At 67.8% G+C, this 20,102-nt stretch carries 21 protein-coding genes; 12 read left to right on the forward strand and 9 right to left on the reverse strand.

The features are described from left to right. The first annotated feature begins 5 nt into the window (after window positions 1–5). Together IAE60_RS04775 and IAE60_RS04780 are read left to right on the forward strand one after the other, a co-directional pair. Window positions 6–1,493 carry an anti-phage dCTP deaminase gene (locus IAE60_RS04775; RefSeq protein WP_187574064.1) on the forward strand — a complete coding sequence of 496 codons (1,488 nt, stop codon included), beginning with the start codon at window positions 6–8 and terminating at the stop codon, window positions 1,491–1,493. A 341-nt stretch (window positions 1,494–1,834) separates the two neighbouring features. Continuing rightward, window positions 1,835–2,152, forward strand: coding sequence for a DUF3817 domain-containing protein (locus tag IAE60_RS04780; protein WP_187574065.1), 318 nt, complete (start codon window positions 1,835–1,837; stop codon window positions 2,150–2,152). A gap of 50 nt (window positions 2,153–2,202) precedes the next feature. Here IAE60_RS04780 and IAE60_RS04785 read toward each other — a convergent pair whose 3' ends face one another. Next, window positions 2,203–2,874 (reverse strand): Fe2+-dependent dioxygenase, encoded by a 672-nt coding sequence (locus IAE60_RS04785; RefSeq protein WP_187574066.1) that lies wholly within the window; start codon window positions 2,872–2,874, stop codon window positions 2,203–2,205. Between the two features lie 162 nt (window positions 2,875–3,036). On the opposite strand from IAE60_RS04785, the gene IAE60_RS04790 reads away from it, so the two are divergent. After that, window positions 3,037–3,990 carry an HPP family protein gene (locus IAE60_RS04790; RefSeq protein WP_187574067.1) on the forward strand — a complete coding sequence of 318 codons (954 nt, stop codon included), beginning with the start codon at window positions 3,037–3,039 and terminating at the stop codon, window positions 3,988–3,990. A 33-nt stretch (window positions 3,991–4,023) separates the two neighbouring features. Then, window positions 4,024–4,824 carry a hypothetical protein gene (locus tag IAE60_RS04795; RefSeq protein ID WP_187574068.1) on the forward strand — a complete coding sequence of 267 codons (801 nt, stop codon included), beginning with the start codon at window positions 4,024–4,026 and terminating at the stop codon, window positions 4,822–4,824. A 45-nt stretch (window positions 4,825–4,869) separates the two neighbouring features. On the opposite strand, the gene IAE60_RS18905 is transcribed toward IAE60_RS04795, so the two are convergent. Beyond that, window positions 4,870–5,925: an alpha/beta fold hydrolase gene (locus IAE60_RS18905; protein WP_187574069.1), complete on the reverse strand. Its 1,056-nt coding sequence runs from the start codon at window positions 5,923–5,925 to the stop codon at window positions 4,870–4,872. 190 nt (window positions 5,926–6,115) lie between these two features. Here IAE60_RS18905 and mddA point away from each other — a divergent pair, with 190 nt between their 5' ends. Continuing rightward, on the forward strand, window positions 6,116–6,892 hold the full coding sequence (mddA, locus tag IAE60_RS04805) for a methanethiol S-methyltransferase (RefSeq protein WP_187574070.1): 777 nt from the start codon (window positions 6,116–6,118) through the stop codon (window positions 6,890–6,892). Window positions 6,893–6,961: 69 nt separating this feature from the next. On the opposite strand, the gene IAE60_RS04810 is transcribed toward mddA, so the two are convergent. Both IAE60_RS04810 and IAE60_RS04815 read right to left on the reverse strand, forming a co-directional pair. Beyond that, on the reverse strand, window positions 6,962–7,339 hold the full coding sequence (locus tag IAE60_RS04810; protein WP_187574071.1) for a hypothetical protein: 378 nt from the start codon (window positions 7,337–7,339) through the stop codon (window positions 6,962–6,964). A 17-nt stretch (window positions 7,340–7,356) separates the two neighbouring features. Next, entirely contained in the window at window positions 7,357–8,382 is a 1,026-nt protein-coding gene (locus IAE60_RS04815) for a DUF2272 domain-containing protein (protein ID WP_187574072.1), read from the reverse strand. A gap of 167 nt (window positions 8,383–8,549) precedes the next feature. On the opposite strand from IAE60_RS04815, the gene IAE60_RS04820 reads away from it, so the two are divergent. From IAE60_RS04820 to IAE60_RS04830, 3 genes are all read left to right on the forward strand, one after another. Beyond that, window positions 8,550–9,389, forward strand: coding sequence for an arylamine N-acetyltransferase family protein (locus IAE60_RS04820; protein ID WP_187574073.1), 840 nt, complete (start codon window positions 8,550–8,552; stop codon window positions 9,387–9,389). Between the two features lie 74 nt (window positions 9,390–9,463). Continuing rightward, window positions 9,464–10,432 carry a polysaccharide deacetylase family protein gene (locus IAE60_RS04825; protein ID WP_187574074.1) on the forward strand — a complete coding sequence of 323 codons (969 nt, stop codon included), beginning with the start codon at window positions 9,464–9,466 and terminating at the stop codon, window positions 10,430–10,432. Between the two features lie 101 nt (window positions 10,433–10,533). After that, window positions 10,534–10,764 (forward strand): hypothetical protein, encoded by a 231-nt coding sequence (locus tag IAE60_RS04830; protein WP_185894882.1) that lies wholly within the window; start codon window positions 10,534–10,536, stop codon window positions 10,762–10,764. Here IAE60_RS04830 and IAE60_RS04835 read toward each other — a convergent pair. After that, window positions 10,761–11,540 carry a LytR/AlgR family response regulator transcription factor gene (locus IAE60_RS04835; protein ID WP_187574075.1) on the reverse strand — a complete coding sequence of 260 codons (780 nt, stop codon included), beginning with the start codon at window positions 11,538–11,540 and terminating at the stop codon, window positions 10,761–10,763. The two genes, IAE60_RS04830 and IAE60_RS04835, sit on opposite strands and share 4 nt — an antisense overlap. Then, window positions 11,537–12,643, reverse strand: coding sequence for a sensor histidine kinase (locus tag IAE60_RS04840; protein WP_187574076.1), 1,107 nt, complete (start codon window positions 12,641–12,643; stop codon window positions 11,537–11,539). The genes IAE60_RS04835 and IAE60_RS04840 overlap by 4 nt, the downstream gene beginning before the upstream one ends. Window positions 12,644–12,844: 201 nt before the next feature. On the opposite strand from IAE60_RS04840, the gene IAE60_RS04845 reads away from it, so the two are divergent. Further along, window positions 12,845–13,243: a hypothetical protein gene (locus IAE60_RS04845; protein ID WP_187574077.1), complete on the forward strand. Its 399-nt coding sequence runs from the start codon at window positions 12,845–12,847 to the stop codon at window positions 13,241–13,243. A gap of 13 nt (window positions 13,244–13,256) precedes the next feature. Here IAE60_RS04845 and IAE60_RS04850 read toward each other — a convergent pair whose 3' ends face one another. The 3 genes from IAE60_RS04850 to adh form a co-directional block, all read right to left on the reverse strand. Beyond that, entirely contained in the window at window positions 13,257–13,655 is a 399-nt protein-coding gene (locus IAE60_RS04850) for a DUF779 domain-containing protein (RefSeq protein WP_244966659.1), read from the reverse strand. Between the two features lie 21 nt (window positions 13,656–13,676). Beyond that, on the reverse strand, window positions 13,677–14,705 hold the full coding sequence (adhP, locus tag IAE60_RS04855) for an alcohol dehydrogenase AdhP (RefSeq protein WP_162110804.1): 1,029 nt from the start codon (window positions 14,703–14,705) through the stop codon (window positions 13,677–13,679). Window positions 14,706–14,830: 125 nt separating this feature from the next. Then, window positions 14,831–16,360: an aldehyde dehydrogenase gene (gene adh / locus IAE60_RS04860; RefSeq protein ID WP_187574079.1), complete on the reverse strand. Its 1,530-nt coding sequence runs from the start codon at window positions 16,358–16,360 to the stop codon at window positions 14,831–14,833. A gap of 242 nt (window positions 16,361–16,602) precedes the next feature. On the opposite strand from adh, the gene IAE60_RS04865 reads away from it, so the two are divergent. The 3 genes from IAE60_RS04865 (at window position 16,603) to IAE60_RS04875 (ending at window position 20,091) form a co-directional block, all read left to right on the forward strand. Then, window positions 16,603–18,495: a sigma-54-dependent Fis family transcriptional regulator gene (locus tag IAE60_RS04865; protein WP_187574080.1), complete on the forward strand. Its 1,893-nt coding sequence runs from the start codon at window positions 16,603–16,605 to the stop codon at window positions 18,493–18,495. 14 nt (window positions 18,496–18,509) lie between these two features. Further along, a complete protein-coding gene (locus IAE60_RS04870; RefSeq protein WP_187574081.1) occupies window positions 18,510–18,905 on the forward strand; it encodes a DUF1801 domain-containing protein in 396 nt (131 codons plus the stop codon). A 79-nt stretch (window positions 18,906–18,984) separates the two neighbouring features. Beyond that, window positions 18,985–20,091: an alpha/beta hydrolase gene (locus IAE60_RS04875; RefSeq protein WP_187574082.1), complete on the forward strand. Its 1,107-nt coding sequence runs from the start codon at window positions 18,985–18,987 to the stop codon at window positions 20,089–20,091. Window positions 20,092–20,102 lie beyond the last annotated feature (11 nt).

Here is a 20,102-nt window from a genome sequence, read left to right on the forward strand (position 1 = left end):
TAGGCATGGACGAGCTGTTCATTGGCGTAGTGGCCCCTGTGGGCGTCGACTATGCGGTTGGCCTAGATCTCCTCGACTCTGAGCTGCAGTTGCTGGGCATTGGTAGCGTCAGAATTAAGCTCAGTTCACTTATCGGGCAGGTCCCTGGCGTCCCCTTGGTTCCGAGTTCGATGGAGGACGATCGAATTTGGAGGCTAATGAAGGCCGGAAATGAAGCGAGAGTCCGTTTGTCGGATGGAGCTGCATTGGCAAAGCTGGCTGTTCTCTCGGTCCAGGAGAACAGAGAGAAAATCACCGGTGACGCGACAAAGCCTGCCAAGCGCACGGTCTATATATTTCAGACTCTGAAGACTCCGGAGGAGATCGCGTTTCTTCGTAGGACGTACGGGGACGCCTTCATATTGATTTCCTTCTATGAGCCTAGAGAAGAGCGCGTAACGTCCCTTGCGCACAAGATTGCGTCCTCAAAGCAATCCTCAGATATGGATGGCGAGAGGAGTTCGGCAGAGGCCATTGTGAAGGCTGATGAGAAGGACGGAGAGAAGCAGGGTCAACGCACTGGTGATTCGTTCTCGGAAGGAGACTTCTTTGTCAGTACGTCGAATAGGGAACAGGCAGCATCAGCCATAAAGAGATTCGTGCAAATCTTGTTTGGTCATCCATTTCATACTCCAACGGTGGATGAATATGGGATGTTCTTGGCTTGGGGTGTATCGCTTAGGTCGGCAGATCTCTCGAGACAAGTCGGTGCCGCGTTCTGCGATAAGGAAGGAAACCTGATCGCAGTGGGCTGCAACGACGTGCCGAAGGCTGGCGGTGGCCAGTACTGGCCGGGCGCGGGTGATGCGCGAGATTTCCAGCGGGGATACGACAGTAGTGCTTTGGAGAAGAAGCGGATTGTTGGAGAGATTGTTGAGCGATTGAAGGGACGAGGCTGGTTAACGGATGCTGTGAAAGATCTTCCGGTCGATAGGCGTTTGATCGATCTTCTCGGTCCTGGTGAAGATCCGATCTTGTCGGGTGCGGGAATAAACAACCTGCTAGAGCATGGCCGGATCGTTCACGCGGAGATGGCTGCTATCGCCGATGCAGCGAGGAGGGGGCTCTCACTGCAAGATTCGACACTGTATACGACCACCTTTCCGTGTCATGTATGCGCGAGACACGTCGTTGCGGCTGGAGCAAAGAGAGTGGTTTACGTTGAGCCGTACCCGAAGAGTCGCGCAAAAGATCTGCACGATGACTCCATTGTCGTTGATAGCCATGAGCTCATCGTCGGAAAAGTCACCTTCCAGTCGTTTGGTGGCATAGCGCCCCGAAAGTATGGCGCAATGTTCAGGATGGTTGATAGGAAGCGTAAAGATGGCATGGCGGTGACTGCGGCGCCGACGTCGGAGAAGATCAAGGTTCGGGCAATGCCTGCTCACTACATAGTGGAAGAGACGCTGGCAGCCAAGGCGCTTAGCGACGCTCTTGCCAATTTGAAAGAATGAGCAGAAGATTCGTCCGATTGCCGCCAGAGGGATGCACATATGAAGCTAGGTGACCCTAATCTTGACAGGCAACTAAGAGCTGGTGTTGATAGGTATGAGCAGCTCCCATCATGGGTGAAAGAAGCATCTTTCGACCGTGCGGAATCTTGCAGGTCGCAGTCAGATCAGCTTTCGAGCCCGCGTCGTGTAGATCCTGTGCAAGAAGAAGCGTAGTTGAATCTACCGTCCGTGCGGGCAAAGCAGGCATTTGCTTGCTATACAGGTGCTTTTGATTTTGAAGTCTGGCCAGCGAGCATCGCCGCCGCCATCGCGTCGCGGCATTCCCTCACTGGAGTAGCTGCATGTCCCGACCCCTTGCGCCCGCCGGCCGTCTGTTCGCTGTCGCCGCCTTCATCGAAGGCTTCACCTGGGCCGGTCTGCTGATCGGCATGTGGCTCAAGTACGGTCCGGTGGGCAACGAGTTGGGCGTGAAGATCTTCGGCCCGCTGCATGGCGGCGCCTTCCTGTTCTACGTGGTGGTCACCGTGCTGTCGGCGCTGCGCCTGCGCTGGCCGTGGTGGGCCACGCTGCTGGCGGTCATCGCCGCGGTGCCGCCGCTGGTGACCGTGCCGCTGGAGATGGGGTTCCGCCGGATGGGATTGCTCAGCGCCCGCGTCTGACATCCGCAGGACGGCGGGCCGGGGCCCGCCCTACGCAGGATGGCGTTGTCCTAGGGCTCGGCGTTGCGGCGCAGGAGATTGGAATAGCACTTGTTCACCAGCTCCAGCGAACGCTCCACCCCTTCCTTGCCCACCAGCAGCTCGCGCGCCGTGGACAGATCGTGCAGTAGCTCGCGCATGCCCGGATCGCGCACCAGGCTCTGCACCCAACCCACCACCGCCAGCCGCTCCCCGCTTTCCACCGGCCGCACCCGGTGCAACTGCCCGGTCGAATAGCAGATCGCCGACCGCGCGGGCAGCTTGAACGACACCTCGCTGCCGGCGACCTCGAACGCAAGCTCCCCGCCCTCGTACGTGTCCGGCTCGCTCAGGAACAGCGTGAACGACACATCGCTGCGCACATGGTGCGGCGCCCCCATCACCGCCGAGTCCACGTGCGACCCATAGGCCATGCCCGGCCCGTAACGGCTCACCAGCATCGCCGCCAGCCGCCGCGGCTGGGCGGCACTCATGAACGCATCGTGGCGCCCCAGCGCCTGCATCACCAGGTTGGTGATGTCCTTCATCACCGGATGATCCCAGGGGATCTGCTGGTTCTGCTTCTTCGCGTGCAGCAGTTCCCCCGCCGTCGCCTTGCCATCGGCGAACGGCACCGCCGCCAGCTTCTGCTTGATCAGCACAAGCTCCTCGGGCGTGATCAGATCGGGAAGCGTCAGAATCATCAGCCTGGTCCCCTGTTGCATTCGGCCCGTGCCCCCACGGCCTGCCCCGAGTGTAGGCCCCGCCGCCGCCGGGGGAAACCCGGCCCACCGGGGCCGATCCGCGCCCCCCGGACCCCGCGCGGATTCGCATAGACTGCGGCGCCCATCCTCGCCCTGCTGCCCATGAGCCCCCACTCCCGCTTCACCGAGTTGCGCCTGCTGCTGGGCATCGAGCGCAATACCACCCGCCATGGCGAGAAGTGGATATCGGGCATCGGCGCGCTGCTGGGCATCCTGGCGGTGTACGGGCTGACGCGGTGGACGTTCCCCACCGAGGCCGCGTCCGCCGTCGGCGGCGCGCTGATGGTCACCTCGATGGGCGCGTCCGCCGTGCTGCTGTTCGCCGTGCCCCAGGGCGCGCTGTCGCAACCGTGGGCCGTGGTGGGCGGGCACCTGCTGTCCGCCTTCATCGGCGTGAGCTGCCAGAAACTGTTCCCCGGCCACGCCTGGACCGCCGCCGTCGCCGTGGGCCTGGCCGTGCTGGGCATGTACTACCTGCGCTGCATCCACCCGCCAGGCGGTGCCACCGCGCTGGCTGCGGTGATCGGCGGCCCGGACGTGCACGCGCTGGGCTACGGCTACCTGCTGATGCCCGTGCTGATCAACGTCGCGGCCATCCTGTCCATGGCCATCGCCTTCAACGCCCTGTTTCCGTGGCGCCGCTACCCCGCCCACCTGCACCGCCGCCGCCAGGCCTCGCGCATCACCCAGCCCGCGCAGCGCCAGTTCGAACTGACCCAGGAAGACTTCTCCGCGGCGATGGAGCAGCTCAACTCCTACGTCGACATCACCACCGAGAACCTCACCGAACTGCTGGAACTCGCCAAGCAGCACGCCGAACGCAACATCACCCACCCCGACGCGATCCTCCGCGGCCGCTTCTACAGCAACGGCAAGCTCGGCCGCCTGTGGAGCGTGCGCCACGTGCTGGAAGGCGAGGGTGCGGCATTGGCGTATCGCGTGGTCGCCGGTGAGCACACGGGCAGCACCGGCACGGCCACGCCCGACGAGCTCCGGCAGTGGGCGCGCTTCGAAGTGGTGCTGCAGGACAATGGGCGGTGGGTGAAGGCGGACTAGTCCGTCGTGCGATAGGTCAAAAGGGGAGGGGCGATGAACTACAGGGTGATGTGTGCGATAGCACTGTTCGCTGGACTATCTGCGTGCTGCGCCGAGGAAGACATCGGTCGACCGGTGGACCTTTCCGATCTGGAAGAGATCCGCGTGGACTACACCTACATGGGGTGGCAGTTCTTCGAGGAGCAGTTCACGATCACGCCCGCAAAGGAACCGGATGCCTTTCTGCTGCGTGGCAGGTATGAAACCGCACAGGGTGACGTGGTCGACGTCGAGGCGCCGGTTTCACGTCAGAGCGTAGCAGCGGTCATACACGAGGCAGGGTCACCGAAGTGGTCGCGGGAGCGTGGCATTCAGGCGCTGGCGCAGGACGTAGATCAGCGAGCGTTGCGCACGTTCGAACCCGTCGTACGCGTCCCGGCCTCGCTGTGCACCGACGAGGAGCTGCAATACCTGGCGAGGCGACACTTACGCCGTACGGCGCTGGTAGAGCTTATCGACGACCATTATGGGCACGGGATCAGCTGGACGGACGACTATCCTTACGCGCTGGTGCAGATTCGGCGGCGTGGCAAGCCCGCGTTCGTGGTGTCGTCCCGCTCCCAGAAAGCGCTCATGCTGCCTTGGGATCCAGGAGTGCCGAAAGATTCACCTCCGGAAGCACATCAAAACTGGTCCCTGCCTTTTAGTCGGTCGATACGGGCACTGCTACCACCAGGTTCGCGCAGCTATCGGCGACTCGCCGAGTTACCCGAGATGGAGCGTCGCCTCAATTGGGACGCCATGCACAAGGCGGAACGCGAGTGCGACGCCATACGTTCGCATTCAAAATCGTGATCCTCTCTGTCCGCGCAATGAGTGGCCACTGCAAGTGGATCGGTCTCAGTCTGGTCGCGCCGATCCCCGCAACAACGCCATCGCCTGCGTCCGCGACTGCACGCCGAGTTTCCCGTAGATGCGGGTAAGGGTGTTGCGCACGGTCTTGTCGCTGATGAAGAGCGACGCCGCGATCTGCGCGTTCGTCTGCCCGGACACCAGTGCGGCGACGATGTCGCGCTCGCGCTGCGTCAGTGCGGCCAGATGCTCTTCGCCGCGCGCGCTGCCGCCGAGGAAGGCCAGCACCTCTTCGCGGAAGCGCTGCCATGCGGGCTCATGCTCCAGCAGCACGTGGTTGCGCGAGTCGAGCTCGACGAAGCGCGCACCGGGAATGCCTGCCGCCAGCAGGCGGCCTTCCTCCAGCGGCACCACGCTGTCCTGCCGTGCATGCAACACCAGGGTGGGTGCCGCGACCTGATCGAGCAGGGCAGTGACGTTGATGCGCGCGCGGGCTTCCAGCAGGGTGCCCGCCGCCTCCGCGGTGGTCGTCATGCGCGCGAGTTCGTTGAACCAGTGGACCTGGGCCTCGGTGGCCTCCGGAATGAAGCGCGAGGTGAACACCTGGCGGAACACCGGGTTCTGGTCGGTCCAGCCGACCCGCGCGATGTCGATGATGGCCCGGTACAGGCGCGCCGCTTCCTCGTTGCCCCGCTCGTACGGACCGCGCGCATAGGCGCCGTAGAGCAGCAGCTTCGACACCCGCTGCGGGTGTTTCACCGCGTAGGCGATGCAGGCGGCCGCGCCCTGCGAGACGCCCATCAGGGCGAAGGGTTCGCGCAGGTCAGCCGCGTCGATGACGGCTTCCAGGTCGCCCAGCCAATGGTCCAGGGTGAGCCCACGCGCGTCGCCGCCGGTCATGCCGCAGCCGCGTTCATCGTAGCGGAGCAGGCGGTAGTGCTGGCCGCAGAACCGGTACCAGTGGCGCCAGATCGGGCTTTCCAGGTCGTATTCCAGGTGGCTCAGCCAGTTGGCCGCCTTGACCAGCACCGGCCCACTGCCGAGCGAGGCCCAGGCAAGGCGCGCGCCGTCGCCGGTGGTCAGGTAGCGGATCGCCTGTTGCATGCCGCCGTCCCGTAGGGGAACCGGTCCGCAGTGTAGCCGGGACATTGTTCCCCTGCGGTGCGTGCGCGGGGCCACACGTCGGGACATTGTTCCCCTGCCGTGGCCGGCGCGGACGGGCGACGCTGGCGCCTCCCCATCCCGCGCAGGCAGCGGTTCCCCGGCCCTGCCGCGCACGCATCGCGAGGTTCCGATGAAACGCACCCTGATCCTGCTCTACGGCGTGGTCTGCTATGCCGTGTTCTTCGCCACGTTCCTGTACGCCATCGGCTTCATCGGCAACCTGTGGGTGCCGAAGGGCATGGACTCGGCGCCGACCGCGCCCTTCGCCACCGCACTGCTGATCGACCTGGGCCTGCTGGCCCTGTTCGCCGTGCAGCACAGCGTGATGGCGCGCCCTGCGTTCAAGCGCGCGTGGACGCGGCTGATTCCTAAATCCGCGGAACGCAGCACCTACACGCTGTTCTCCAGTCTCGCGCTGATCCTGCTGTTCTGGCTGTGGAGTCCGCTGGGCGGCACGGTGTGGGAGGTGCGGGACCCGACCGCGCGGGCCGTCCTGTACGCCATCTATGCGTTCGGCTGGGCGCTGCTGCTGTACACCACGTTCCTGCTCAACCACTTCGACCTGTTCGGCCTGCGCCAGGTCTGGCTGCAGTTCCGTGGCCGGCCCTACACGCACCTGCCTTTCCGCACGCCGACCGTCTACCGCTGGCTCCGCCACCCGCTGTACCTGGCCTGGCTGCTGACGTTCTGGGCCACGCCGACCATGACCCTGACGCACCTGCTGTTCGCGGTGATGACGACGGTCTACATCCTGCTCGCGATCCGCTGGGAAGAGCGCGACTTGGTCGCCGCGCTGCCGGAGTACGAAGACTATCGCCGGCGCGTGCCGATGCTGGTGCCGGGAATCCTCCGTCGACGTCGGACGGAGGCGTCGGGCCGCACGGCGCGCACCGCCGTTACCCGATAGGGAGACGCGTGTTGGATGCGGTGACGGAAGCACCGGGCGGGCGCGGGCACGGCCCGTAGCCCATCCCGCTTATGGCGCGCGGTGCAGCCCGTGCCCGGCGTGCTCGCATACCACGAGGGTGTGGGGTTCGGAGACCGTTCCGGTCGCCCGCACGCGGTCGCCGGCCTTCAGCGCCTGTACGTCTTGCGGCGGCGGTGCCTTGCACAGGTTCCAGCGCGCAGGCAGGTGCACGTCGACATTGCCGCTCGGTGTGGCCAGCGTGATCACGGCACTGCCGTCATAGGTCCAGGGCGTGGTGTCGACGGTGGCGACCTGGCCTTGCACCGTGGCCTGCTGGCCCGGGACCCAGGCGGGGGCGGCGGGCGTGGTGGTACAGGCGGCCAGCGCCAGGCACGCGGCCAGCGTGGCGGTCAGGCGGACGGTCGATGCGGTGCGGTGTGGCTTCATCGGGGAACTCCGGGGGCTCAGGGGTTCGCGGCGGGTTCGGTGGCCTGGGGTCCGGCAGCGGGGCATCGCGGCACGCCCGAGCCGACCACGCAGTTCACGCAGCATTCCTGCTTCTCCGGCGACGCCTCGGGCGCGTCCTGTGCGGGTGGCAGATAGCCCGGGAGTTTCGCAAGTTCTGCCGGCGACTTGAGGCGCAGGATCGCCGCCCAGTCCTGGCGGTTCATGTTGCAGGCCGCTGCGTTGTCGGGCGCGCACAGCGTGCCGTCGCCGATCCGCAGCGGCAGGCCGCCCCAGAACTCGCCATTGCGGTTCAACGGCAGCATCCGCATCGTCACCGCCTGTTGCACGTTGCCGCCGATCGCGTACGCGGTGCTGTCGTTGCCGGGATTCACCGCCACCACGATGTCGCAGTGCATGTCCAGTCCGGTGCCGTTGCGCAGCAGCGGCAGCAGGCCTTCATGGCCGAACAGGCGGCCGTACTGGCGCACGTAGCAGATCAGGTCGCCGACCGCCGGCTTGGCCCGGGCCACGTCGATGACATCGAAGGCGTTGGTCGACGGGTCCTGATAGGCCGCCTGCACGTAGCGGAAGTGGCGGCTGGAACCGCGGAAGCCCGGCACCCGCGCTTCGCGCATCACCCAGGAAATGAAGGCGGCCGACCACGGCGTGTCCACCACGAAGCCGCGGCAGGCTTCGGCCTGCGGACCGGTCGCAGAGGCGTACAGGCAGTCGGTCGCACCGCGGCGATGGCCGATGGCGCCCAGCAGGCCGCTGTCGCGCCAGTAACGCGCCACGCGTTGCCAGGCCCGGTCTTCGCCGATCGACAACAGCGACGATTCGGCCTCCATCATCGGCGCGTTCGCCAGCCGGCCTTCGCGGTCGATGAAGGGGCGATACCACATCAGGTGCTCACGGCAGGCGACGGCGGCGATGCGGGTGGCGACGTCGGACGGCGTCTGCTGCGCCAGCTGCGGGCAGGGGTCGGCCGCATGCGCGGCCATCGAAATCAGCAGCAGGAGGGGCAGCAACAGCCATGCACGCATCGGATGATCCTTGGGGTCGGTGGTCCTTACTTACGCATCATGCCGCATGTGCAGGACAGCGTTTCCTCACGCGGCATGAAGGTATGGAAAAGGTCTGCTGGCATGGGCGCTTGACCTCAACCGCGCTCGAGGTCGCAGGCTGGCGTCCTGCCCTCCGAGGAGCTCCCATGTCCGCCACCCTCACCGATGTCGCGCTGTACCTGCGCAGGCTGGGCCACGACCAGCCGCCGGCTCCCACCCTGGCCACGCTGCGCGCCCTGCAGGCGCGCCACACCGCCGTCTTCCCGTTCGAGACCCTGTCCACCCTGCTGCGGTTGCCCGTGCCGGTGGAACTGCCATCGATAGAGCGCAAGTTGTTGCACGACGGCCGCGGCGGCTATTGCTACGAACTCAACCGACTGTTCCTGGCGCTGCTGCACACGCTGGGTTTCGACGCACGGGCGATCGCCGCCCGCGTGCTGATGGGCGAAGCCGAGGACGCCGTGCCCGCACGCACCCACCTGCTGATGCTGGCGACGGTGGACGGCGAACGCCACATCGTCGATGTCGGCTTTGGGGGCATGGTGCCGACCGCGCCGCTGCGCCTGGACACCGAGGCGGTGCAGTCCACGCCGCACGAGCCGTACCGCATCACGCGCCACGGCGACCAGTACACCCTGCAGGCGCAGGTGGCCGGGCAATGGCGCCGACTGTATGCGTTCGATCTGCAGCCGCAGGCCGAGATCGACCAGGTGGTCGGCAACTGGTACGTCAGTACGCATCCGGACTCGCCGTTCATGGGCCAGCTGCGCGTGGCGCGCACCGGCCCGGGATGGCGCAGGACACTGGGCAGCGGCGGGGTCGCGCTGCATCGCACCGGCCTTGCCAGCGAGCGCTGGCCACTGGCGGATGCGGACGCGGTGATCGCGGAACTGCAGCAGGGCTTCGGCATCCGCGTGCCGGCGCATCCCGGCCTGCATGCCGCCATCGAGGCATGGCTGGGCAGCGGTGCGTCGTCCAGCGCGTGAGCTGCGCGGGTTCCGCCGGTGACCGGATCGGGATGCGCGGGTAAGCTCGACGCCTTCCCTCCCGAGCCCGCCGCATGCGCTTTCCGATGACCGCCTGGCTGCTGGTGCTGCTCGCCTTCGGCGCGCACGCCGCCGAGCCCGACCGCAGCATCGCCATCACGATCGACGACCTGCCCTGGCAGCGCATGGACAAGACCCCGGCGGCAGACCTGCCGTTGCGCCATGCGCAGCTGATGGCGCAGCTGAAGCAGGCCGGCGTGCCGGTGGTGGGCTTCGTCAATGAAGGCAAGCTGGAGATCGACGGGCAGGTGCAGCCGGCGCGGGTGGCGATGCTGCGCGACTGGCGGGAGGCGGGCTACGAACTGGGCAACCACACCCATGGCCACCTCGACCTGCATGCGGTCGGGCTGCCTGCGTTCCAGCAGGACATCCTGGATGGCGAGCGCACGCTGCGGCCGCTGCTGGCCGAGCGTGGCCAGGTGCCTCGCTGGTTCCGCCATCCCTACCTGCGTGCCGGCCGCACGCCGGAAGAGCGCGCCGCGCTGTCGGCCTTCCTCGACCAGCAGGGCTACCGCATCGCGCCGGTCACCGTCGACAATGGCGAATGGGTCTGGGCCTTCGCCTACGCGAACGTGCTCGACGGTCAGCCCGACACGCCAGAGCGCGCGGCCACACTGGAGCGACTGAAGCGCGGCTACCTTCCCTACATGCTGAACAAGGTCGACTACTACGAACGGCAGTCGCAGGCCCTGCTGGGCTACGCGCTGCCGCAGGTCTGGCTGCTGCATGCGAACGAATTGAACGCCGTCGCCTATGCCGACCTGGTGGCCGGTGTGCAGCGCCGCGGCTACCGGGTGGTGACGCTGGACGAGGCGATGCGCGACCCGGCCTATGCGCGCGGCGAGGACGGCTACAACGGCCGCTACGGTCCCAGCTGGCTGCACCGCTGGGCGATGGCCGAGAAGAAGCCGAAGGACTTCTACGCCGGTGAACCCGAGGTGCCGGGCTGGGTGCTGCAGCTCGCGGGCGTGGCATCGGAATAGCTGGCCCGCGTGCCCGGCTTTCCGCGTTGGCCGGAATGGACCAGGGCGGACCGGAACGCAGGCCAGGCAGGGCGAACCTCCTTCCCGCCGGGGATCCGTGCATGCAGAAGAAAGTGGATCTGTCGACCTGCCAGGGACATCTGGTCGAAGTGGTGATCGAGCGGCCCGACGACCGGCAGCCGTGGTCGCTGGCGGTGCGCGTGCGCGCCCCGCAGGGCGGCGCCTGGAGCGAGGCGTGGCGCGACGGGCGGCGCGACTACTTCACCTGCCACGACGCACTGGCCGCCGGCAAGGCGCAGGCGGCGCGCATGATCGCTGGCAAGGCGGGCTAGTCCCCGCGTCCCAGCGTCGCCAGCCGCAGGAAGGCTTCGTGCTGGTAGCGGCTCATGCGCAGCTGCTGCCCCGTGTCCATGGTGACGACGTGGTAGCCGTTGAACCAGGGGTGGATCTCGCGCACGCGGCGCACGTTGATGATCGCCGAGCGATGCACGCGCGCGAAGTGGCGCGGGTCCAGGCGCGCGGCGAGCGCAGTCATGGTCTCGCGCAGTTCGTGCACGCGGTTGGCCAGGTGCAGACGTACGCTGTTGCCGCTGGCCTTGATCCACACGATATCGTCCACCTCGACCAGCACCACCCGTTCGTCCTCGCGGACCGGTATGCGCTCCAGATAGTCCTCCCGCCGTTGCAGCGAGGCCAGGGCCTGCATGATCCGCGTCGTCATGTCCGCATCTGCGCCGGGGGCGGTGGCCAACCGCTGTTTGGCGCGCCGCAGCGTCTCGGCGAAGCGTTCGCGGCTGAACGGTTTCACCAGGTAGTCCACCGCGTTGGCGTCGAACGCGCGCACGGCGAACTGCTCGTAGGCGGTGACGAAGATGGTTGCGGGCATGCGTGGCGCGCCGATCGTCGCCACCACGTCCAGGCCGGTGATCGCGGGCATCTGGATGTCCAGGAACACCAGGTCCGGCGACAGGTCGCGGATCGCCGCCACCGCGGACACGCCGTCTCCGCATTCGCCGGCCACGGCGATGTCCGGATCCTCGCGCAGCAGCCGCACCACCGCGTGGCGTGCGATCGGTTCGTCGTCCACCACCAGCGCGGAGACCTTCATGCGGGCACGTGCTCCGGCAGCAGCTCCTCGTCCAGCTCATGGAACGGCAGGCGCAGCCGGCACGCGACGCCGCGCGGGACCATCATGTCCAGCCGCAGGCTGGCCCGGTCGCCGTAAAGCTCGCGCATGCGCAACCGTGTGTTCGACAGGCCGATGCCGTGTCCGCCCGCGTGCCCGCTCTCGTCCAGCGTGCTGTTGTGGTTGCGGACGTCGATGCACAGCATGCCGTCCTCGCGACGGCAGTCGATCTCGACGCAGTCGTCGCCGACGTGCTGGCCGATGCCGTACCGGATCGCGTTCTCCACGATCGGCTGCAGCACCAGGCTGGGCACGGCCGCGTCCAGCACGTCGGGCGCGACATGGATGCGCGTGGTCAGGCGGTCACGAAAGCGTCGCCGCTGGATGCCCAGGTACAGCTCCAGCAGTTCCAGTTCGCGGCGCAGTGGGATCTCCTGGCCGTCGTAGTCCTCCAGGAAGGCGCGCAGCAGTTCGCTCAGGCGCAGCAGCATGTCTTCCGCCGACAGCGTGTCCTCGTCCAGCAGGGTGACGATGGCGTGCAGCGTGTTGAACAGGAAGTGCGGCTGCAGCTGCGTCTTCAGCACCTGCAGGCGCGACTGCGCCAGTTCGGTGGCCAGTCGGGTCGCCTCCAGTTCGCGCCGTGACTTCTCGGCCTGGAAGTGCAGCAGCTGCTGCACGGCGAGCAGCGACCAGTACGCTAGCAGGCCGGTGGCGAAGTGTTTGCTGACGAACTGCCACAGCTGCTCGCCGAAGCCGGTGGGCTCGAACAGCGACGACACCAGCGCGCCGATCACCATCGCCAGCAAAGTGACCCCGATGCTGTAGCCGATGTGCCGCAGCAGCGCGTGGAAGGGCAGGGGAAACGGGAGCGGGTGGCGCTCGCCCAGCCGGAACACCAGCGGCGCCAGCCCGGCCCAGGTCAGCCACTGCACGCCGGACCAGCGCAGATAGGTGAGCGGCGGCCATACGCGGGCATTGACGGCGTCGTTGACGCAGCCCTGCATGGCGAATACCACGACCACCAGCGACCACAGGCCCAGGTAACGGGACAGCCGGACTTCCAGCGAGCCAAGGCGGATCTTCATGCGCAACTCCCGATCGGCGACCGCATGCTAGGGCCCTGCCGGCGCCGCGGGAAGGCGCGAAGGTCACGCCCTACGATTCGCCCCGGCGGCACGACGATTCGTCACGGATCCGTTGCCGCATCCCTCCGGTGGGCCTGTGATGCGGCACGCCCCGCGTGCGCTCCGTGCCGCGGTGGCGCCCTTCCTGCCGGAGATCACGCCATGTCCCGCCTGTCTGTCTTCGCCCTGTTGGCGACCGTCGTCGCCCTTCCCGCCGCCTACGCACGGGAACGCACCCACTACCTGTACCTGGTCAACCGTGCGCACGATGCCATCGTGTCGGTCACCGCCTCCCCGGTCGATGCCGAGGAGGGGCGCGAACTGCTGGCCGGCGCGCGGCTGGCCGGCGGCGGTGAAGCCGTCACCGTCCAGCTTGACAGCGACGCCTGCGTGCACGACCTGCACATCGCCTTCGCCAACGGCCGCCGCGCCCTCTACCCGGCGTTCGACCTGTGCCGCCAGCGCGGACTGCGCGTCATGCCACTGCCGGCCCGAAGCAGGGAAGCCGCGCTGGCCGGTGGCGCAGCGCGTGCGCAGGGCGAAACTGCAGGTTCCGACTGATCACACGCGTTGATCACACGCGCCCGGCCGCGCTCAGCGCCGCGAATTCCTCGTCGGTGAACAGCCGCGACCGCACCAGGAAGCGCACGCCTTCGCCGTTCTCCAGCGAGAACATGCCGCCACGCCCGGGCACCACGTCGATGATCAGCTGGGTGTGCTTCCAGTACGCGAACTGTGGCCCGCTGATGTAGAAGTCGGCGCCACCGATCTCGCCCAGGCGCACGTCGCGATCGCCGACGATGAAGTCGCCCACCGCAAAGCACATCGGCGAGGAGCCGTCGCAGCAGCCGCCGGACTGATGGAACAGCACCGGCCCGTGCCGGCTGCGCAGCGTGTCGATCAGCTGCAACGCCGGCGCTGTCGCGATCACCTGCAGGGGAGGGGTGGCTGCAGGGGGCGATGCGTCGGTCACGGGCGGTGCCATCCGGGGCCGTCAGGCGGCGAAGTCCAGCACGATGCGGCCTTCGATGGTGCCGGCGTGCATGCGCGCGAACACATCGTTGATATTCTCCAGCCGGTCGGTCGCCACCGTCGCGGCCACCTTGCCCATCGCCGCGAAGGCCAGCGATTCCTGCAGGTCCAGGCGCGTGCCGACGATGGAACCGCGCACGGTGATGCCATTGAGCACCATGCCGAAGATGTCCAGCGGGAACTGCCCCGGTGGCAGGCCGTTGAGCGACACCGTGCCGCCGCGGCGGACCATGCCGATGGCCTGCTCGAACGCTTTCGGCGATACCGCGGTGACCAGGGCGCCGTGAGCGCCGCCGATTTCCTTCTTCAGGTACGCCACCGGGTCGGTGGTCCGGGCGTTGACGGTGACGGTGGCGCCCAGGCGGCGCGCGAGCGCCAGCTTCGCGTCGTCCACGTCCACCGCCGCCACGTTCAGGCCCATCGCCTTCGCGTACTGCACGGCCATGTGGCCCAGTCCGCCGATGCCGGAAATCACCACCCAGTCGCCGGGCTGGGTGTCGGTGACCTTCAGGCCCTTGTAGACGGTCACGCCCGCGCACAGCACCGGCGCGATCTCGACGAAGCCCACGTTGTCCGGCAGGTGGCCCACGTAGCCGGCGTTGGCCAGCGCATACTCGGCGAAGCCGCCGTTGACCGAATAGCCGGTGTTCTGCTGCGTCTCGCACAGCGTCTCCCAGCCGCCCAGGCAGTGCTCGCAGTAGCCGCAGGCCGAGTACAGCCACGGCACGCCCACGCGGTCGCCTTCCTTCACGTGGCGGACGCCGGCACCGACGGCCACCACATGGCCGACGCCTTCGTGGCCGGGGATGAAGGGAGGATTGGGCTTCACCGGCCAGTCGCCCTCGGCGGCGTGCAGGTCGGTGTGGCACACGCCACAGGCTTCGATCTTGACCAGGATGTCGCCGGCCGCGGGGCGCGGCACCGGCACTTCCTCGATCACCAGCGGCTTGCCGAATTCCCGCACGACGGCGGCCTTCATGGTGCTGTCCATCTGCTGCTCCGTTAGTGGCCCGACAGGCCGCCAACCTACGTGGATGGCGCGCCGGGCACGTTGATTCCGATCAATTCCGCGCACACGCGCGGCGCCGCCCGTCGGACGGCGCCGCTTCGCAAGCGTCAGAAAAAGCCGAGCGCCTTGGGCGAATAGCTGACCAGCAGGTTCTTGGTCTGCTGGTAGTGGTCCAGCATCATCTTGTGGTTCTCGCGGCCGATGCCCGACTGCTTGTAGCCGCCGAACGCCGCATGTGCGGGATAGGCGTGGTAGCAGTTGGTCCACACGCGGCCGGCCTGGATCGCACGGCCCATGCGGTACAGGCGCGCTGCGTCGCGGCTCCACACGCCGGCACCCAGGCCGTACAGCGTGTCGTTGGCGATGGCCAGCGCCTCGGCTTCGTCCTTGAACGTGGTCACCGACACCACCGGCCCGAAGATCTCCTCCTGGAAGATGCGCATCCGGTTGTGGCCCTTGAACACGGTCGGCTTCACGTAGTACCCGCCGGCCAGGTCGCCGTCGAGCGCGTTGCGTTCGCCGCCGGCCAGTACCTCGGCGCCTTCCTGCCGGCCGATGTCGATGTAGGACAGGATCTTTTCCAGCTGCTCGCCCGAGGCCTGCGCGCCGACCATCGTGTTCGGATCCAGCGGATTGCCCTGCCTGATCGCGGCGACGCGGGCGAGCACCTTTTCCATGAAGCGGTCATAGATCGACTCCTGCACCAGTGCGCGCGAGGGGCAGGTGCACACCTCGCCCTGGTTGAAGGCGAACAGCACGAAGCCCTCCACCGCCTTGTCCAGGAAGTCGTCGTCCTCGGCCATCACGTCGGCGAAGAAGATGTTGGGCGACTTGCCGCCCAGTTCCAGCGTCACCGGGATCAGGTTCTGGCTGGCGTACTGCATGATCAGCCGGCCGGTGGTGGTTTCGCCGGTGAAGGCGATCTTGGCGATGCGCGGGCTGCTGGCCAGCGGCTTGCCCGCTTCCAGACCGAAGCCGTTGACCACGTTCAGCACGCCCGGCGGCAACAGGTCGCCGATCACTTCCAGCAGCACCAGGATCGACGCCGGCGTCTGTTCGGCCGGCTTCAGCACCACGCAGTTGCCGGCGGCCAGCGCGGGTGCCAGCTTCCAGCAGGCCATCAGCAGCGGGAAGTTCCACGGGATGATCTGGCCCACCACGCCCAGCGGCTCGTGGAAGTGGTAGGCGATGGTGTCGCCGTCGATCTCGCCGATGCTGCCTTCCTGCGTGCGGATGGCGCTGGCGAAGTAGCGGAAATGGTCCGCGCACAGCGGAATGTCGGCATTGAGCGTCTCGCGGATCGGCTTGCCGTTGTCCCAGGTCTCGGCGTGCGCCAGCAGGTCCAGGTTCTGCTCGATGCGGTCGGCGATCCTCAGCAGCACGTTGGCGCGCTCGGTGGTGGAGGCCTTGCCCCAGGCGTCCTTCGCCGCATGCGCGGCGTCCAGCGCAAGTTCGATGTCCTCCGCGTTCGAGCGCGGCACCTGGGTGAAGACCTTGCCGGTCACAGGAGTGAGGTTGTCGAAGTACTGGCCCGAGCGCGGCTCGACCCATTGCCCGCCGATGTAGTTGGCGTAGCGCCGCTTGAAGATGGCGGAAGGATCGACGGCCTGCGGGCGGGGGGTGGCGACTGCGTTCATCGGTGGCTCCGTGGAAAGATGGACCCGGTGCGGGTGCGACCCTCCGACGCAGGCCGCGTGCCAACGAGATGTGCTGCGGTGCGCCATGGCGAGAATGCCGGTGACGAAAAGGATGGCGTGCCGTGGCTGCCGCGTTGCAGCATGAGAGGGGATTGCACGGTGTCGCGGGCTGTGGTGTGTATCGGGACAGCGGGCGGTCGGGCTGTCGCAAAATGCGACACATCGCCGGCAGGGTCAGGGCGATGGCACGTGCACAGGACTTCCAGGGCGGCGACCCGATCGTCGAGGCGCGGCGCGCATTCTTCGAGGGCGGGCGCACGCCGGTGGGCCAGGTCCCCGGTGCGATCCTGCAGTCGTGGCGGCGCTGCCGCGGCCTGGGCCTGGCCGCGAATGCCCGGCCCGCGATCGAACCCATCGATGCGCCCCGCCTGCGCGCCATGCGCGAGCAGCACGAGCGACTGTGGCGGCTGGCGCGGGCGGAGGTGGAGATGCTGGCCGCCGATGCGGCCAACACCGGCAGCATCGCGATCCTCACCGATGCCGAGGGCTGGATCCTGGATGCCGAGGGCAGCGCGGCTTTTCTGGACAAGGCCGGTCGCGTGGCGTTGATGCCGGGCGCCTGCTGGAGCGAGGCCCGCGTGGGCACCAACGCCATCGGTACCGCCATCGCCGACGCCCGCGCGGTGGAAGTGCGTGGCGGCGAGCATTACGCGGCCCCGCACCGCATCCTCAACTGCGCGGCCTCGCCCATCTTCGATCCCTACGGACGCATGGTCGGCGTGCTGGACATCTCCGGCGACGCGTCGGTGGCGCAGGTGCATGCGCTGGGGCTGTCGCAGCTGGCGGTGGCGCACATAGAGCACCGCTACTTCGACGAAGGCATCGCCGATGCGGACCTGCTGCGCGTCCATAGCCGACGCGCGCTGCTGGGTACCGCGCGCGAGGGGCTGCTGGCGTTCCGCAACGGGCGCCTGATCGCCGCCAACCGCGTGGGCTTGGCGCTGTTCGGCCTGGAACGCACCGACCTGGGCCGCGCGTCGTACGACGCGCTGTTCGACGGCGCGGTCTCGCGCCTGCGCGACGACGGAGCACTGCACGACCGCAATGGGCGGGTGCTCTACGGCCACGTGGACGAACCCACGCGCGCGCGGCGGGCACGCGCGGCCACGCCGATCACCGTGTCCCCGGCGACGTCGGCCCTGGATGCGGATGCGCCGCTATTCGACGACGCGCAGGTGGCGGATCTCGAACGCGCGCGTCGCGTTCTCGATGCCGGCATCCCGGTGCTGGTGCTGGGCGAGACCGGCACGGGCAAGGAAGTGTTCTCGCGCGAGTTGCATCGCCGCTGCGCACGCGCGGGCAAGCCCTTCGTCGCGGTCAACTGCGCGGCGCTGCCGGAGGGGCTGATCGAAGCGGAACTGTTCGGTTACGAGAGCGGGGCGTTCACCGGCGCACGCAAGGAGGGCAGCACCGGGCTGTTGCGCCAGGCCGAGGGCGGCGTGCTGTTCCTCGACGAGATCGGCGACATGCCGATGGCGCTGCAGCCGCGCCTGTTGCGGGTACTTCAGGACCGCGAGCTGTCGCCGCTGGGCGGCGGCAAGCCGGTGAAGCTGGATTTCGCCCTGGTCTGCGCCACCCACCGGCATCTGGAGGATGCGGTGGCGGAGGGACGCTTCCGCGCGGACCTGTACTACCGCATCTCCCACCACATCGTCGCGCTGCCGCCGCTGCGGGCGTCGGACGGGCGCGATAAGCGGGTGCGCACGCTGTGGGCGCGGATCGGACAGGGACGTCGCCTGTCCGACGCGGCCCACGACGCCCTGGTCCGTTACGACTGGCCGGGCAACCTGCGCCAGCTGGTGGCCAGCCTGCGCACGCTGGTGGCGTTGAGCGAACCGGGCAGCGAGATCGGCGTGGACGCCTTGCCGGCCTACCTGCGCGCGCGGCTGCCGGCCGCGATGCCATCGCGGCCAGAGACGGTGGCAGCGGCGGGCGACCTGGATGCGATCACGCTGTCCAGCATGCGTGCGGCGGTGGAGGCCTGCGGCGGCAACATCGCCCAGGCGGCACGCCAGCTGGGCATCAGTCGCAGCACGCTGTACCGTCGCCTCGGCGCCGATCCACGGGCGTCCTAGCCCAGGGAATGCCGATGCCTGCGAAGAAGTCCGCCGCGCCCGCCGATGTCGACGCCTTCCTCGCCGCACTGGCGCATCCGCAGGACGCCACGCTCCAGCGACTGCGCGCCGCGATCCGCGCCACGGATCCGCGCATCGGCGAGGACATCAAGTGGAACGCACCCAGCTTCCACCTCGACGGCCGTCATTTCGCCACGATGCAGTTGAGGAGGCCGGACAGCGTGCTGCTGGTGCTGCACCTGGGCGCGGACCGGCGCGTGCTGCCGGCGGGCGCGATCGCCGATCCGACGGGATTGCTGACGTGGCTGGGCGCCGATAGGGCGACGCTGGCCTTCCGCTGTTCCGGGGACGTGGAGGTTCACGAAACGGCATTGCAGGCGCTGTTGCGCCAGTGGATGGCCCACCTCTGATCGCCGACAGGGACGAACGACACGGTCGCCGCCGCCGGGCCTGGCCGACAATGCCGTCGTACCCCGGATGGAGATGAGGATGAAACACGCATTCGCCGCCTTCCTGCTCGCCTGGCTGCCGCTGGGCGTGCAGGCGCAGGAGAGCTGCCCGGACCGTTCGGCCTACGCGCCGGCACGCGAGATCATTGCCGATCTTGGCCGCATCACCGCGCCGACCGGTGTGCAGGAGGCGTACGCGGTGGAGATCGGCGGCATCCGCCAATGGGTGAACGTGCGCGGGCAGGACCGCGACAACCCGATGGTGCTGTTCGTCCACGGCGGTCCGGCCTCGCCGATCATCCCCACGCTGTGGCAGTTCCAGCGTCCGCTGGAGGAGTACTTCACGGTCGTCAACTACGACCAGCGCGGCGCCGGCAGGACGCTGCTGCTCAACGACCGCGACGCGGTCGCCGATACCCTGCACATCCAGCGCTATGTCGACGACGCCATCGCGCTGGCCGAACACCTGCGCACGCGCTACCACAAGCGCAAGCTGGTGCTGATGGCGCACAGCTGGGGCACCGTGGTGGCGATGCACGCGGCGCTGCAGCGTCCGGACCTGTTCCATGCCTACGTGGGCATCGGCCAGGTGATCAACGTGCGGACCAACGAGCGGGTCAGCTTCGACTACGGCCTGCGTACCGCACGCGAGCAGGGCAATCTGGAGGCGGTGCGGGAGATGGAGGCGATCGCCCCGTACCCGGGCGACCAGCCGATCACCCGCGAGCGCATCGTCATCGCGCGCAAGTGGCCGCAGTTCTATGGCGGCCTGACCGCCTACCGCGACAGTTCCGACTACTTCTACCGGGGGCCGCGCCTGTCGCCGGACTACGACGATGCCGCGCGCTGTGCCATCAATGCCGGCAATGTGCTCACGCTGGGGCGCCTGCTGGACGAATTCCTGCAGGTTAATTTCGACGCGGTGCAGGCGTTCCCCATTCCGGTGGTGATGTTCATGGGCCGGCACGACTACACCACGCCCTCGGAACCCACTGCGGCCTGGCTGGCGAAGGTGCGGGCGCCCTACAAGCAGGGCGTGTGGTTCGAGCACTCCGCGCACATGATTCCGTGGGAGGAGCCGGGCAAGACATTGGTCAGCCTGCTGGAGCACGTGCGGCCGCGGGCCGTGGAGACGCCCGCGCGCTGAACGGCGCGGCG

The organism is Pseudoxanthomonas mexicana, assembly GCF_014397415.1.
Classification (GTDB): domain Bacteria; phylum Pseudomonadota; class Gammaproteobacteria; order Xanthomonadales; family Xanthomonadaceae; genus Pseudoxanthomonas_A; species Pseudoxanthomonas_A mexicana.

Excerpts from the sequence above, each read along its gene's own strand:
- IAE60_RS04840 (WP_187574076.1), bottom strand. The coding sequence starts at position 12,643 with ATGAAGATCCGCCTTGGCTCGCTGGAAGTCCGGCTGTCCCGTTACCTG.
- adhP (WP_162110804.1), bottom strand. The coding sequence starts at position 14,705 with ATGGACAGCACCATGAAGGCCGCCGTCGTGCGGGAATTCGGCAAGCCG.
- IAE60_RS04795 (WP_187574068.1), top strand. The coding sequence starts at position 4,024 with ATGAACTACAGGGTGATGTGTGCGATAGCACTGTTCGCTGGACTATCT.
- IAE60_RS04790 (WP_187574067.1), top strand. The coding sequence starts at position 3,037 with ATGAGCCCCCACTCCCGCTTCACCGAGTTGCGCCTGCTGCTGGGCATC.
- IAE60_RS18905 (WP_187574069.1), bottom strand. The coding sequence starts at position 5,925 with ATGCAACAGGCGATCCGCTACCTGACCACCGGCGACGGCGCGCGCCTT.
- mddA (WP_187574070.1), top strand. The coding sequence starts at position 6,116 with ATGAAACGCACCCTGATCCTGCTCTACGGCGTGGTCTGCTATGCCGTG.
- IAE60_RS04775 (WP_187574064.1), top strand. The coding sequence starts at position 6 with ATGGACGAGCTGTTCATTGGCGTAGTGGCCCCTGTGGGCGTCGACTAT.
- IAE60_RS04870 (WP_187574081.1), top strand. The coding sequence starts at position 18,510 with ATGCCTGCGAAGAAGTCCGCCGCGCCCGCCGATGTCGACGCCTTCCTC.
- IAE60_RS04845 (WP_187574077.1), top strand. The coding sequence starts at position 12,845 with ATGTCCCGCCTGTCTGTCTTCGCCCTGTTGGCGACCGTCGTCGCCCTT.
- IAE60_RS04820 (WP_187574073.1), top strand. The coding sequence starts at position 8,550 with ATGTCCGCCACCCTCACCGATGTCGCGCTGTACCTGCGCAGGCTGGGC.
- IAE60_RS04835 (WP_187574075.1), bottom strand. The coding sequence starts at position 11,540 with ATGAAGGTCTCCGCGCTGGTGGTGGACGACGAACCGATCGCACGCCAC.
- IAE60_RS04785 (WP_187574066.1), bottom strand. The coding sequence starts at position 2,874 with ATGATTCTGACGCTTCCCGATCTGATCACGCCCGAGGAGCTTGTGCTG.
- adh (WP_187574079.1), bottom strand. The coding sequence starts at position 16,360 with ATGAACGCAGTCGCCACCCCCCGCCCGCAGGCCGTCGATCCTTCCGCC.
- IAE60_RS04875 (WP_187574082.1), top strand. The coding sequence starts at position 18,985 with ATGAAACACGCATTCGCCGCCTTCCTGCTCGCCTGGCTGCCGCTGGGC.
- IAE60_RS04825 (WP_187574074.1), top strand. The coding sequence starts at position 9,464 with ATGCGCTTTCCGATGACCGCCTGGCTGCTGGTGCTGCTCGCCTTCGGC.
- IAE60_RS04865 (WP_187574080.1), top strand. The coding sequence starts at position 16,603 with ATGGCACGTGCACAGGACTTCCAGGGCGGCGACCCGATCGTCGAGGCG.
- IAE60_RS04810 (WP_187574071.1), bottom strand. The coding sequence starts at position 7,339 with ATGAAGCCACACCGCACCGCATCGACCGTCCGCCTGACCGCCACGCTG.
- IAE60_RS04780 (WP_187574065.1), top strand. The coding sequence starts at position 1,835 with ATGTCCCGACCCCTTGCGCCCGCCGGCCGTCTGTTCGCTGTCGCCGCC.
- IAE60_RS04830 (WP_185894882.1), top strand. The coding sequence starts at position 10,534 with ATGCAGAAGAAAGTGGATCTGTCGACCTGCCAGGGACATCTGGTCGAA.
- IAE60_RS04815 (WP_187574072.1), bottom strand. The coding sequence starts at position 8,382 with ATGCGTGCATGGCTGTTGCTGCCCCTCCTGCTGCTGATTTCGATGGCC.